Below are 13,648 nucleotides of genomic sequence, written 5' to 3' on the forward strand. Positions count from 1 at the left end.
GGATGCAAACTTTAACTATTATTGATACCTTTGGTTTTTTCTTCCGTAGTTTTTATGCCCTCCCCCCATTAAAAAATGAACAAGGATTCCCTACCGGACTTTTGATGGGGTTTGCTAATTTGATTATGAATCTCCATAAGGAAGGCATATCTGATTATATTGTTTTTGCTCTGGAAGGACAAGGCGAAAATAAACGCAAACAAATTTATCCTGAATACAAAGCCACAAGAACTCAAGCGCCACAAGAGTTGATCATGCAATTACCTATTGCGATTGAATGGATAAAAAAAATGGGATTTTTAAATCTTAGCTTTGAGGGATATGAAGCTGATGATACTATCGCTTCTCTTAGTATGATAGCAACCAAAAGCAATGTAGATGTCCGTATCATTAGCCATGACAAAGATCTTTACCAACTCATCAATGGAAATACTTATCTTTATGATCCTATTAAAAAAATGGATATTCGCCAAAAAGAATGTATCACGAAATTTGGCATTACCCCTGCTGCATTTATTGATTATCAAAGTTTGGTAGGCGATAATAGTGATAATGTACCCGGCATCAAAGGTATAGGTGCAAAAACCGCACAGAAACTTCTTGAATGCTTTGGAGATCTCGATGGAATTTATGCTAACACACAAAAACTTCTTGAAATAGTAAGCCCAAGAATCCAAAAACTTATTATAGAAGGCAAACAATCAGCTTATTTGAGTAAAAATCTTGTAACACTGAAAACAGATTTGATTAAAGATTTTGACCTGCAAACTTGCAAAATGCCTGGCCAAAATCCACTTTTAGCTATCGTAGATGAGCTTGAAAAATACGAATTCATCAAGATAGTCCAACGCCTTAAGGGTATGCCCATGAATCAACCTACCAAAACCTTTAAAGCAAAATCCAAAGGATTAGGGGGGTTACATATCTCTTCGCACTCAAGCTTTCAATACACGTCTCATCTGCTTAATGATACTAAAAAATTATTTGAAATATTAGATGCCCTCCCTTTGAGTCAAGAAATTTCATATGATTGTGAAACAACCTCTGTAGATGTGCAAACTGCCGATATTGTAGGTTTCAGTTTTTGTTTTGATGGACACAATGGCTATTATGTCCCTATCGCTCATAATTATTTGGGCATTGAAGCTCAAATTTCAAAAGAAGATGCCAAAAAAGCAATTGAAAAGATTTTTTCTCATCCTCTGATTGGTCATAATTTGAAATTTGATATTCTAATAGCTCATTATAATTTTAATCTCCACCCCCAAAAATCCATTAAAGATTCTATGATATTTGCTTGGTTACTTGATAGCGTCATGAGTGTAGGACTGGATAATCAAATGGAAAAATGGTTCGGTCACAAAATGATTGCCTTTGAAGATATTGTGTCTAAAAATCAAAATTTTTCACATGTCAATCTTGAAATTGCCGCAAAATATGCCTCAGAAGATGCTGTAGCAAGCATGAATCTTTATTATAGACTCATTGAAGAATTTCAATCAAAAGGTTTAGAATCTCTCATCCGGATAGCCCAAGAAGTTGAGTTTCCCTTTATAGAAGTTTTGGTCAATATGGAAATTAATGGGATTAAAATTGATATAGCATGGTTTGAAAAATTACGAGATATATTTTCTGCCAAATTAGCTCAAATTCAAAGCAAAATTTACCGACAAATTAATTATGATTTTAATCTTAATTCCCCCAAACAACTTGCTCAAGTTTTGTTTGGGAATCTTGGGCTCAAAGCAGGTAGGCAAATCAAAGGGGGTTATAGCACCGATGAACAAACTCTTGAGGGACTTTTAGATGCCCATCCGGTCATTTCAGATATCTTAGAATATCGTGAAAATTTTAAACTCAAAAATACCTATATTGAACCCTTACTCAAACTCCACAATCAAGAAAACAAAATCCACACTTCATTTTTACAAACAGGCACTGCCACAGGGAGACTCAGCTCTAAATCACCCAATCTCCAAAATATCCCTGTTCGCACCGAATCAGGCAAACAAATTCGCGAAGGATTTATTGTTAGTAGCGAAAATAATACTCTCTTGAGTGTAGATTATTCTCAAATTGAACTTCGATTATTGGCTCATTTTTGCATGGATAAAGATCTTTTAGAAGCTTTTAAAGAAGATAAAGATATCCACACAGAAACGGCAATCAGAATTTTTGGTGCTGTTCATGCTAAAGAAAAACGTTTTATTGCTAAAACTATTAATTTTGGGCTGATTTATGGAATGGGATCAAAAAAACTTGCCAAAACACTCAAAATATCTCCAAAAGAAGCCAAAACTTATATTGATAGTTATTTTGAATCCTTTCCTACAGTGAAAAATTTCCTAAAATCCCAAGAAGAAGAAATTTTAACCAACGGCTATGCCCAAACACTCTTAGGGCATCGAAGATATTTTGATTTTAGCAATGCTACTGATTTTATGAAAGCCAATTATTTACGTGAGGGTATTAACTCTGTATTCCAAGGCAGTGCAGCAGACCTCATCAAACTGGCTATGCTAAAAATCCATCATCATTTTAAAAACACGCCCTTAAAAATGCTCATTCAAGTTCATGATGAATTGATTTTCGAATTACCCAAAGATTTACTCAAAGAAACTTCTAAGGATATTGAAGAAATCATGAATCATGTTTATACTCTAAATGTTCCATTGAAATGCGGCATCACGGTAGGCAAAAATTGGGCAGAATTAAAATAATCATTGCCGGTATAAGGCTTGTCTGCTTTGTTCAAAACTTATCATTCCAAATTCACTCCCCATCATAATCTGAGAAGGAATTTGATGGTATTTTTGATCTCTGATAAGTGTTTTGATAGCAGGAGTTGCCACCAAAACTTCATAAATTCCTCTTACTCCATTATCTGAAAAGTTGATAAGTTCTTGTGCGATCACTGCTTGTAAGGTTAGAGCTAATTCTGCAGCAATTTCCAAACGATTATTTTCAAAGCTATTAATAATTCTTGAAATAGCTCCGGATGTATCTTTTGAATGCGTTGTCCCTACCACTAAATGCCCCATTTGACTAGCTAGAAGTGCTGATTTAATAGAATCTTTATCTCGAAGTTCGCCAATAAAAATAATATCAGGATCTTGACGCAATGCAGATTTGATAGCCCCGGCAAAACTTTCACTATCCTTACCCACTTCTCGATAAGAAAAAAAGCTTTGGATATTTTCATGAAGATATTCTATGGGATCTTCAATACAAATAATATGTTTGCGAAAATTTTGGTTGATATATTCAAGAGCAGAGGCAATTGTAGTAGATTTGCCACTCCCTGTAGGACCACTCACCAAAATCAATCCACTTTTTTTGCTAAAAATATCTTTAGTAATTTCAGGCAGCATCAATTCTTCTAACGTTGGGATATTATTTGGCAATACTCGCATACTTATAGCAATGCAAGTGCATGTAAGATAAAAATTTGCCCGCAGGCGAATATTTTTGATTAAAATACCTATATCTACCTCTTTACCTTCAATTATCTCATCGAATTGATGAGGCAACAAAAAATGCTGTGCCAACTCCTTAATATAAGCTGGTTCCAAAATAATTTTTGAAGAAATAATTTGTTTATAAGCCCTCAAAAATACCTCTCCATTCCCTAAAATATGAATATCAGAAGCCTTTAATTTTGAAGCTTCTAAAATAATTTCCTCCAACCCCTCAAAATCAATTTCCATTTTTTTCCTTTAATAATATTTTTGCAGTAGTCCTTAAAATTTGTGATGTTCTTAAATTTTGGCTCTCAACATAAACATCCGCCCAACAATAGCCATTTTTATCTATGCTTAAATCATAGCCACCTTTATGATAATCTCCCCATATCATTTTATCAGATTTACAAAGTTCAAATCCATAATACTTGAGGCATAATGCCGCCATTTCAGCAATGCTTTGGACATAAAGGCGCGACTGGAATTTTAAATGAGAATTGCTTATCCAATCAATCCATAATCCTTCTTGCCTCAATGATGCCCTGCCAATATAAGCAATTCCCAGAAGAATTACCAATGCATAAATAAGTCCATATGCTTTTCTCATATCCTTACTTCCCACAACCAATACAGACGTTGTGCGCAAAAATATTTTTTACCCACCCTAGAACAAAGCTCAAGTCTAAAGGTATCTTCATGCCTAGAAATATTGAAATTCTCTATTTCTTCAAGCGCCAAGAATTCATCAAAATAGAGTCTCTTTTCTTGTAAATATATTTGATGGGACAAATCAAGGTCTTTCATTTTCCATGATAAAAAATTATTCCCATAAACTATAGAGTCTCTTTGTGCTTCTAAAAGATAATTTCCCATCATATCAAGGGCATTTTCAAGTCCAAATGTCATTTGCACAAAACGCTTTTGTATAAAATGGTGTTTTTGGATACTCAAAAGCATTTTAGATCCCCCAACCCCTATAACACCCAAAATAACTATTCCTATTATAAGCTCTGCCAAAACAAATCCCGTTCGAGACATTTTATCTGCTTACTTCTTGTGGATAAAAATAATCATAATAAATTCCATCTGATGTTTGTGTCTCAATAACCTTACCCCTATAAACAAAAGCATTTTCAGAAGAGATAGAAAAATCTTTTGGGACACCATTAGAAGTGCTTTTAATATGAATTCTTTCATTTATCAAGCGTTGCGCAGAAAAAATAGCTTGATTTTTCTGCAAAAAAACTTGATTTTGAACTCCTTCTTGATAAAGTGTCCAAAAAATTTTAAACGCCAAGCCTAACACAACGATTGCCATCACCAATGTGATACTCATATAACCTTTATGAATGTTTGGATGCAAAGAATTCTTTTTCTAAAAATATTTTTTTAATCTCATTGTTTTGAATATATTGGATTTGCAAAATTGCCTTCCATCTCCCATCAACATTTAAATTAAAATCTTTGCTTATACATAATCCATGAGAATCACATTTTAGAACACCTAATTGCAAATCTTGTTTTTCCATATGGAAACGCGATAAGAATAAACTTATTTGAATATCGCCTACAGGTGAAGGAGAGATTTTAGGGACAATAGAAACATAAAATTGATTGGGAGTATTTGTAAATAGCTCTATTTTTGGCGATTGTTTAAGTTTATCACGATGCCCTTTGATAAAATAAGGAGATAGAGGCTGTTGGGTTAAAGTATGTGAAGGCTTTTGATTAGCATCTATATAAACTGAATAATAAGTTTCAAATTCTTTAGTATCTTTCATGATAGTATTTATATTTTTATCCACATCGTTGTATTTTTCAAAATAAGCATTATCATCAATAATAGGATCTTCTATAGAAAGTCTAACAAGCATCACCAATAAAATCACCCCAATAATAATAACTGCCAAAATACCATAAGGCCAAATATTTTTACTTTTTTTATTCATCTTTTTTTCCTTCTGAAAAAATAAATCACAACAAATAATCCCACTAAACTAAATAGCATAATATACAAAATAATACGCACAAATAAATTCTGATTTTCGGATGGGAAATTATTTTCTAAATGCACCCCATATTTATCTGCGATCCTTTCAGCAATCTCTGAATAACCATTTAAAATAATTGCAGAAATTCTTTGAGGTGTCAAATCTCTGTCATTTTCAGGCAAAAGAGGAGAAATATAATTGAAATAAACTTGATTGACATCAAATATATTTATAGAATCCTTGCTTAAAACAATGTCAATCTTTTTATCTTTTCGGAAGAAAAAAAACACTCCATAAGGCGGAGTAAGCTTGGAGAGAATTTCATTTTCATAGTTTTTTCGCTTTTCTTTAGAATCTAAAGAAATTGTATCAACAACATCTACATATAAAGAAAAACCTGTTTTATATTTGAGTTCATGGGAAAGTGTTTGAACAAATGCAGCGCTTTTAGGTATCAAAAGTCCTGATTGATTATCTAATACAAAGCTTTCTGCCAACAAAAATGCCGGCAGAAAGAGAAAAAAAACAAACCTTGTAAGTCCAAAGCGCATCTTATACCAAAAATAAGAACAAATTAGGAACAAAAGGAATGACAATTGCCATCACAATGCTCAAAATAATAAAAAATGCTAAAACTTTTTCAAGTGTTGTAAATTGCATAAATCCTCCTTATTTGTCTTTATCTTGCACTAATTCATAATGCTTTACATTATCTAGACTTTTCATCTTGATAGCGCTCTGATCTTGAATTTTATAATAATGAGTTGCCTGAGATTTTTGGATATAAATAGCAGCTGCGCCAAAACAAACAGCCGCACCTACTACTAAAACAACAGCAACAATATACCCTAACAATCCATTGATTCCAAATAATCCATTCATCACTTGCTCCTTAATTACTACTCAAAGATTCTATATAGTCTGTAATGGCTTGAATCTGTGTATCATTAAAATTTCTATAGGCAAAAGAAGGCATTTGCCCAATATGTCCCTTTTTCCCATGCTCTAAAACTCTTTTGACAAAATCAACTGTCCCATATTTGCTCAAATCAGGGGCAAAATTTGCCATACCCGGCATTCCTTTTCCATCAGGACCATGACAACCGGTACAGCCTGCAGTTTCAAATACTTTTTTTCCTTTTGCAACATCATCAGGATACTTAGTATTTTTTACATCAGAAATATCTGCCATTATATAAGCTGCTACAGCCTTGGCATCTTCTTGGCTTAAGCCCAAAACCGGCATTTCTCCTCCATCATAGCCCAATCCTGTGCTCCCATGCTCAACAGTATATATAATCCCTTCCTCTTTACCCCATTTAGTAAGATTTTGAGCTTTACCATTCATGCCTTCTGCATTGATACCATGACATTCAGAACATTGAACCAAGAAAATTCCTTGTCCCATATTTATCAAATCATCTTTGCTAAGATTTTTCCATTTTTCTTCAAATTTCTTATTATGGGCATCAACTTGCCGATTATAATCACCTATTTGGGAATATGATTGCAAAGGATAACCCAAAAATAAATACCAAAATCCCCAAATAATCAATACCAAAAAGCTCACAGCCCAACCTACAGGCAAGTTATTTTTAAACTCAGCAATACCATCCCATTGGTGATCTGTAAGCTCTCCCTCTGCTTTAGAATCACGCATTTTCTTGACTAATGTGCCGGCAACATATATAGTCAATATCAGGATAACAATTGCAGCAATAAGCCCGAATAAGTTAATGCTATCACTTAACCATCCCATACTATCTCCTTTTATTGTTTTGTTTGTCTTCTCTTGGCTCTATGAGTTCATCATTCAAACCATCTTTTAAGGCTAAATCTGCATATTTTTCATAATCTACAATACCTTTTTTTTGTTTGATATACATACTCACTATATATGAATACAAAAATATCACAAGCAAAATAGTGGCAACAAAATATGCAATTGCTCGCACCGATTCTAGAGACTCAAGACTCATCATCTCCTCCTTATTTATTTATCCTAGCCTGACCCAGACTATTAAGATATGCGATCAAAGCAACAATTTCTTTAACATGCCCTTTTTCAAAAGCCTCTTTGACTTTTTGATTTTTCATATCATTGACAATTTCTTCTGCTTCCTGCATATAGGCTTTTTTGGCATCCTCAATATTACCTAAAGGCACACCATCTTTTACATCATAAGGCACACCAAAAACAACTTTTTGTGTATAGGCTTCTGCAAATGCTGTATCAAAATCAGCATCTTTTTTGAATAAATGATGATAAGCAGGCATAATCGAGTAAGGCACTACGCTAGTAGGCTCCCACATATGATTTGCATGCCAATCTGTTGTCCTGCTATCACCTACACGGTGCAAATCAGGTCCTGTTCGTTTAGAACCCCACAAAAAAGGTCTGTCATAAGCATATTCTCCGCTTAAACTATAAGCTCCGTATCTATCAGTTTCTGCCTGAAAAGGTCGGATCAATTGAGAATGGCAATTATAACACCCTTCGCTAATATATACTTGTCTGCCTGCTGTTTCAAGCACTGTATAAGGACGAAGTCCTTCAATAGGCCTGGAAGACTTTATAAAATCAGGTAAAATCTCAACAAGACCGGCTATAGAAAATACAAGTAAAAACGCTACCGTAAAAAAGAATGGATTTTTTTCTAACCAACTAAACATATGTTACCCCTTTTCTTAAGCAGCCATGGGTGAGGCATAATTTGGCTCACGATCCAGCTCTTTTGATGCGGTGATGGTCATCACAACGTTGTAAATAAACATAATAAATCCTATCAAATACATCAATCCTCCAATCCCTCTAATAACATAATAAGGGAACAATACTCTCACGGTGTCAATAAATTGATATGTTAAATTACCATACTGATCAACATCTCTCCACATCATTCCTTGAGTAATTCCAGAAATCCACATACTAGAGAAATAAAGCACGATGCCAATTGTCATAATCCAAAATTGTATATCCATAATCTTTTTAGAGTAAATTTCCCGCTTATACATTCTAGGCAGCATATGATAGCAAGCAGCAATAATAGTGAATCCAACCCACCCCAATGTTCCATCATGGACATGTCCAATAATCCAATCCGTGAAGTGAGCCAAAGCATTGACGGATTTTATTGCCTGAATAGGACCCTCTAAAGTTGCAAGCATATAAAATGTTGAAGCCAAAACAAAGAACTTAATCAGCGGGGATTCTTTGAGTTGATGCCATTGTCCTCTCATCGTCAATAACATATTGATAGCTGTTCCCCAAGAAGGCAATATCAAAATAACAGAAAAAACAGATCCAAGTGTTTGCACCCAATCCGGAACAGTAGAATAAATCACATGATGCCCACCTGCCCAAATATAAACAAACATCAAGCTCCAAAAAGAAAATAATGTTAATTTATAAGAAAAAATAGGTTGCCCTGATTCTTTAGGTAAAAAGTAATAGATAATTGCAATAATTCCGGAAGTAAAAACAAAAGCAACTGCATTATGCCCCCACCACCATTGAATCATAGCATCATTGCTTCCTGAATACATCGAAATTGAATGCCATACGCTACCTACCCCTGAAACTAAATATGTAGGGACAGCAAGGTTATTAAAAATATACAAAACAGATATAGCTGTAAATGTAGCAATAAAATACCATAGAGAGATGTAAATTGTTTTTTCTCTTCTCACCCCCATGCTACCAAACATACTCACTCCCCACAGTACCCAAACAACAACGACCAAAATATCAAGAGGCCAAATTAACTCGGCATATTCTTTAGATTGTGTTAATCCTGCAAAAAGACTGATTACTGCTAATACAAGCAAAATAATGTAAAGCCAAAAATGCAAATACCCAATAAATTTCAAAAATGGGTGTTGGTGGTAGGTAATTTTGAGTACCCTCTGTCCCAAATAATACCAAGCCGCCCATATTCCACTTAGTGTAAAGCCATAAATAATACCGTTAGTATGGAGGGGTCTCAACCTTCCAAATACGCTATATTCACCTGCAATATAATTTAAGTCGGGAAATGCTAATTGAAATGCTAATACAACACCAATTAGCATACCTATAAATCCAAAAACCATCGTTGCATACAAAAACAACTTGGCAATAGAGTAGTCATACTCCAAAGTAGCATTATCTCGCATTGATTCTCCTTTTGTTATTTGTCCTATTTTGTTTAGAAACAATGACTTAATTTTAATCTTTTTCGTTGATTTACAACTTAAATTTCACATAAAAATAATGTAAATTCATCAAAAATTGACAGTTTATATTTTGACACTGAATTTTTTTGCTAAATACGTCTCTATATCTTTCAATTCAATCTTTCCGGAAAGTATATGTGCATATATTTCAAAACGTATTCTTTTGGGAATTTCACGTTTTCTTGCAATATCTTTAAATTTTTTTGGCAAGCTAAAAGAATAAGTGTGTAATTTTGTTACAAAAATATATTTTTGATTTTTATCAATAATATATTTTTGTGCAACCTCACAAGAAAAATTATTTTTTAATATTTCTTGTCTTTGTGATGCAGAAAGTATATATCCTCTTTTTTTAAATAACTTATCAATTTGATTAATGCTTGTTATATCTGAAAAATTTTCAAAATATAAGATTTCGCCTAATTGGAAAATTTCTTGATAAGGATAAAGTATAGATTTTTCGACATTTAGATAATTAAAAGATTTCTCGATCCCTTGGGCATATTCCTCCATTAAGTCATTAACATATTTGAGACGAAATTCATTGCGTTTATAAGCCATATCATTATTGGTAATATCTTCATAAAATTTATATTTGTGTTTATAGCAATATTCATAGATAGCAGTTTTACAAACACGAAAAAAAGGACGTACAATTTGATAGTTTTCTCGTTGATCTACCCCATCAAAACCTAAAAGAGTATTTAAACCACACCCTTTTGTAAGCTGCATCAAAAACCACTCTAATCTATCGTGGAGTTGATGGGCAAGAATTAGATTTTTATAATCAAATTTTTGGATAATTTGTTCAAAAAATTCATATCGAATCTCACGTGCTTTGGCTTCAAAATTTGAATTTATTTGAGGTGCTTTGAAACTAAAACATTTTTTTTTATATTGAGATGCCAATCTCTTGGCATAACAAACTTCTTCTTTGGAATTTTCCCTTATCCCATAATCTACAATAGCTATGTCAAATGCAATATTTGCTTCTTGAAGACAAAAAAATAACCCAACCGAATCAACTCCTCCTGAAAATCCTAAAAGATTTTTGCCTCCCTTAAGAATGTCTAAAAATTCTAACATTCAATCTTTTTCACCACTTTGGCAAATAAAAGTCCATCTTTAACTTCATTTAAAATGGCTTCATAATAACCTGATTTCAAGATCATATCATCCAGCATGCTGTCATTGATAAGTATCTCTCCATCAACTTCAGGTGCCCAACGAAGATCTCTGGCACTATAAAAATACCGGCTTATTTGACTTTTTCCCTCTAAAACGATTGGATAAGATTGGTGAAGCATTTGATGATAAATTTGTTTTTGTTGGGATTGGATAATCTTATTAACAATATTGATTCTTTTGTTGATGATTCTAGTGGGGATTTTTTCTTCCATATTATAAGCAGATGTCCCTTCTTCTGCAGAAAATGCAAAGATATTCAGTCTATCAAAAATAAAATTTTCTAAAAAATTACACAATTCTTCAAATTCTTCTTCGCTTTCTCCCGGATGCCCTATAATAATTGTACTCCTTACAAAACTTCCTTCAATCTCTCTCATTGTTTTTAAAAGTTGGATATGCTTAGCTTTATTGGCTCCCCTTTTCATTCTTTGAAGCATTTTGTCGCTAATATGCTGGATTGGCATATCAAAATAATTTTGAAAAATTTTAGAATCTCTGATTTTATGGATAAGTGTAGTTGTAGTACCGGAAGGATAGAGATATAAAATCCGCGCACTTTTGGCTAAATTTTGTTTTTCCACCGCATCAATTAATGCGATCAATCCTTCTTGATTACCCATATCTCGCATGTAAGAACTTGAATCTTGAGCAATAAATGTAAAATCACAATACCCTTGCAAATTTAAATATTTAATTTCTTTGAGAACAGACTCAATCCCCCGACTGTGAAGCCTTCCTTTAAAACTTGGGATAGCACAAAAACTACAATTTTGATTGCAACCCTCAGAAATTTTAATATAAGCATGGATCTTTGAACCTGTAATAACTCTGGAAGTGCTTTCATTAGCTAAAAAAACATTGGAAGAAAAATAACCTTTTTTTGAGTTTAGCATTTTATCAATCTTATCATAATCCCCTACACCTGTAACAATATCAATTTCAGGGATTAATTCCTTAAGTTCTTTTTGATAACGTTGGCTTAAACACCCGCTTGCAACCAATAAAGCACCTTTTTTACGATATTTTGAAATTTCCAGAATGGTTTGTATGCTTTCTTCTTTTGCTGATTGGATAAACCCGCAAGTATTGATGATAATCACATCTGCATCTTCCGGAGTATCTGTTATTTCATATTCACTCAATCTCCCCAACATCACTTCTGTGTCCACAAGATTTTTGGTGCATCCCAAAGAAATAAGATGAAGTTTTTTATTCAAGAGTTTTCCTTCAGCATATCTACTTCCCAAAAAAAATCAATCCACTCCGGAGGATTTTTAATAAAAAAATCTGCAAAAACTTTCGCAGTTGGCTTTTGAAAAATAACTCCTGTCCAAAAAGATTTTTCTTTATAAGCAAATTGAAGTTTTTGCAAGATAATCTCTAAACTATTTCCGCTATCAATAATTTCATCAATAACCAATATTTTTTGATGTTCAGGTTTGATTGAAGGGATATTTTCAATAACCAAAGAGTGCTGCACATTGCAATTATTATAAGAAATAGCATTCAGCGTATAAACTGCACGTAAATTCCACGCCAAAGAAAGCATATGACTCATTACCATTCCCCCGCGTGCAATACAAACAATCCCATCAGGAATCCCAATTTTTTCTTCAATTTTTGCACGCAAACTCTTTAGATCGTCTAAAAACTCATGATAAGAATAATACATCAAAACTCCTGCCGGTAATAAGTTTGTAAAAATCTTGTATTTGCCATGCCATCAAATTTCCTTAAACCTAATTTGTCTAAAGCTAACTCAATTGCATTTACCACCCATAAAGATTCATTAATAGGTATCATCCCCATATGGTTGATACGAAAAATAGAAGTTTTGAGTAAATCCTGCCCCCCTGCCATATTTACATCAAAATCAGTTTTTAGAATCTTACGTATAGAGGCGGCATTGGCTTCATCAATAATCGTTGTCATTGCCAAAGCCGGGGTTTTGGGGTAAATTTTAAGTCCGATAGATTCTAAGGCTGCTTGTGTGCTTAGCGCTCTTTGTTTGGTTTGTGTATAAATTTTCTCAATCCCCCCTAGCGCTTCTAGTTGATCCAAATATTCTACCAATCCGATAATAATTGTCGTAGGCGCTGTCCAAGCAGTGGTATTAGCCCTTTGGTTTTTAAGTTCTGTTTTAAGATTAAAATAAAATCCAATATCTCCAGCTTCTGCCATCTCAACTGCTCGTTGGCTTAAGCCAATAATACTCATTCCCGGAGGAAGCATGAAAGCTTTTTGACTTCCTCCAATAAGCACATCAATATAAGTTGTATCAATGGGTTCTACTCCCATTGCTGTAATGGCATCTGCTACAAACATTACGTGAGGATAGTATTTTTTAAGCGCCCGGGCAATAGTCTCCACAGGATGCCTAAGACCTCCTGATGATTCACAAACTTGCATATACACTCCATCAATTTCATGATCATCTTCCAATGCCTGCAAAATATCTTTAGCATCTACAGGAGTATCCCAATCGTTTTTAATCTCAACATATGGAATTTGATAAGATTTAGCAATCTTGCCAAATCTTTCTCCAAACTTACCGCTATTAATACTTAGAAGTTTTTTAGAGCAAAAAGTCCTCACACAAGCTTCCATAGCACCACTGCCACTACTTGCAAGAAAAAGCACCTCAGGCATTTGCAAAATTTTTTTAAGCCCCTCTCTTGCCTTGGCAAAATAAGCTTCAAATTCCGGGGTGCGGTGATGGATTGTAGGTTTTGCCATTGCCATTCTTATGTCTTCACAAACAGGAGTAGGACCGGGTGTAAAAAGCAACATCTT

The 13,648-nt window shown here is 33.8% G+C and carries 16 protein-coding genes; 1 reads left to right on the top strand and 15 read right to left on the bottom strand.

The features are described 5' to 3' along the window. The first annotated feature begins 2 nt into the window (after positions 1–2). Positions 3–2,720, top strand: coding sequence for a DNA polymerase I (polA, locus tag BKH45_RS02405; protein ID WP_095273879.1), 2,718 nt, complete (start codon positions 3–5; stop codon positions 2,718–2,720). On the opposite strand, the gene BKH45_RS02410 is transcribed toward polA, so the two are convergent. The 15 genes from BKH45_RS02410 to BKH45_RS02480 all read right to left on the bottom strand — a co-directional run bounded on the left by BKH45_RS02410 (position 2,721) and on the right by BKH45_RS02480 (position 13,645). After that, on the bottom strand, positions 2,721–3,707 hold the full coding sequence (locus BKH45_RS02410; protein WP_095273880.1) for a PilT/PilU family type 4a pilus ATPase: 987 nt from the start codon (positions 3,705–3,707) through the stop codon (positions 2,721–2,723). It abuts the gene before it with no gap. Beyond that, a complete protein-coding gene (locus BKH45_RS02415) occupies positions 3,697–4,068 on the bottom strand; it encodes a hypothetical protein (protein WP_095273881.1) in 372 nt (123 codons plus the stop codon). Before BKH45_RS02415 ends, BKH45_RS02410 begins: the two co-directional genes overlap by 11 nt. Continuing rightward, positions 4,065–4,499: a hypothetical protein gene (locus BKH45_RS02420; RefSeq protein ID WP_095273882.1), complete on the bottom strand. Its 435-nt coding sequence runs from the start codon at positions 4,497–4,499 to the stop codon at positions 4,065–4,067. Before BKH45_RS02420 ends, BKH45_RS02415 begins: the two co-directional genes overlap by 4 nt. A 1-nt stretch (position 4,500) precedes the next feature. Then, the gene (locus BKH45_RS02425) at positions 4,501–4,797 is read right to left on the bottom strand and encodes a hypothetical protein (RefSeq protein ID WP_180675597.1); all 297 of its coding nucleotides are present in this window, start codon (positions 4,795–4,797) and stop codon (positions 4,501–4,503) included. A 7-nt stretch (positions 4,798–4,804) separates the two neighbouring features. Next, positions 4,805–5,410, bottom strand: coding sequence for a hypothetical protein (locus tag BKH45_RS02430; protein ID WP_095273884.1), 606 nt, complete (start codon positions 5,408–5,410; stop codon positions 4,805–4,807). Beyond that, positions 5,407–6,003 carry a hypothetical protein gene (locus tag BKH45_RS02435; RefSeq protein ID WP_095273885.1) on the bottom strand — a complete coding sequence of 199 codons (597 nt, stop codon included), beginning with the start codon at positions 6,001–6,003 and terminating at the stop codon, positions 5,407–5,409. Before BKH45_RS02435 ends, BKH45_RS02430 begins: the two co-directional genes overlap by 4 nt. A 118-nt stretch (positions 6,004–6,121) precedes the next feature. Continuing rightward, on the bottom strand, positions 6,122–6,334 hold the full coding sequence (locus BKH45_RS02440) for a DUF4006 family protein (RefSeq protein WP_095273886.1): 213 nt from the start codon (positions 6,332–6,334) through the stop codon (positions 6,122–6,124). Positions 6,335–6,344: 10 nt separating this feature from the next. Then, positions 6,345–7,211 carry a cytochrome-c oxidase, cbb3-type subunit III gene (gene ccoP / locus BKH45_RS02445; protein WP_095273887.1) on the bottom strand — a complete coding sequence of 289 codons (867 nt, stop codon included), beginning with the start codon at positions 7,209–7,211 and terminating at the stop codon, positions 6,345–6,347. Position 7,212: 1 nt separating this feature from the next. Next, entirely contained in the window at positions 7,213–7,431 is a 219-nt protein-coding gene (locus BKH45_RS02450; protein WP_095273888.1) for a cytochrome c oxidase, cbb3-type, CcoQ subunit, read from the bottom strand. A 10-nt stretch (positions 7,432–7,441) separates the two neighbouring features. Beyond that, on the bottom strand, positions 7,442–8,125 hold the full coding sequence (gene ccoO, locus BKH45_RS02455) for a cytochrome-c oxidase, cbb3-type subunit II (protein ID WP_095273889.1): 684 nt from the start codon (positions 8,123–8,125) through the stop codon (positions 7,442–7,444). 15 nt (positions 8,126–8,140) lie between these two features. Then, the gene (gene ccoN / locus BKH45_RS02460) at positions 8,141–9,607 is read right to left on the bottom strand and encodes a cytochrome-c oxidase, cbb3-type subunit I (protein ID WP_095273890.1); all 1,467 of its coding nucleotides are present in this window, start codon (positions 9,605–9,607) and stop codon (positions 8,141–8,143) included. Positions 9,608–9,730: 123 nt separating this feature from the next. Continuing rightward, positions 9,731–10,753 (bottom strand): tRNA lysidine(34) synthetase TilS, encoded by a 1,023-nt coding sequence (gene tilS, locus BKH45_RS02465; protein WP_095273891.1) that lies wholly within the window; start codon positions 10,751–10,753, stop codon positions 9,731–9,733. Beyond that, entirely contained in the window at positions 10,747–12,072 is a 1,326-nt protein-coding gene (gene rimO, locus BKH45_RS02470; protein ID WP_095273892.1) for a 30S ribosomal protein S12 methylthiotransferase RimO, read from the bottom strand. Before rimO ends, tilS begins: the two co-directional genes overlap by 7 nt. Next, positions 12,069–12,527, bottom strand: a complete 459-nt coding sequence (locus BKH45_RS02475) for a phosphoribosyltransferase family protein (protein WP_095273893.1) — start codon at positions 12,525–12,527, stop codon at positions 12,069–12,071. Before BKH45_RS02475 ends, rimO begins: the two co-directional genes overlap by 4 nt. Beyond that, complete coding sequence (locus tag BKH45_RS02480) at positions 12,527–13,645, bottom strand: alanine--glyoxylate aminotransferase family protein (RefSeq protein WP_095273894.1); 1,119 nt, start codon at positions 13,643–13,645, stop codon at positions 12,527–12,529. Before BKH45_RS02480 ends, BKH45_RS02475 begins: the two co-directional genes overlap by 1 nt. Positions 13,646–13,648 lie beyond the last annotated feature (3 nt).

The sequence above is a fragment of the Helicobacter sp. 11S03491-1 genome (genome assembly GCF_002272835.1).
GTDB lineage: Bacteria > Campylobacterota > Campylobacteria > Campylobacterales > Helicobacteraceae > Helicobacter_J.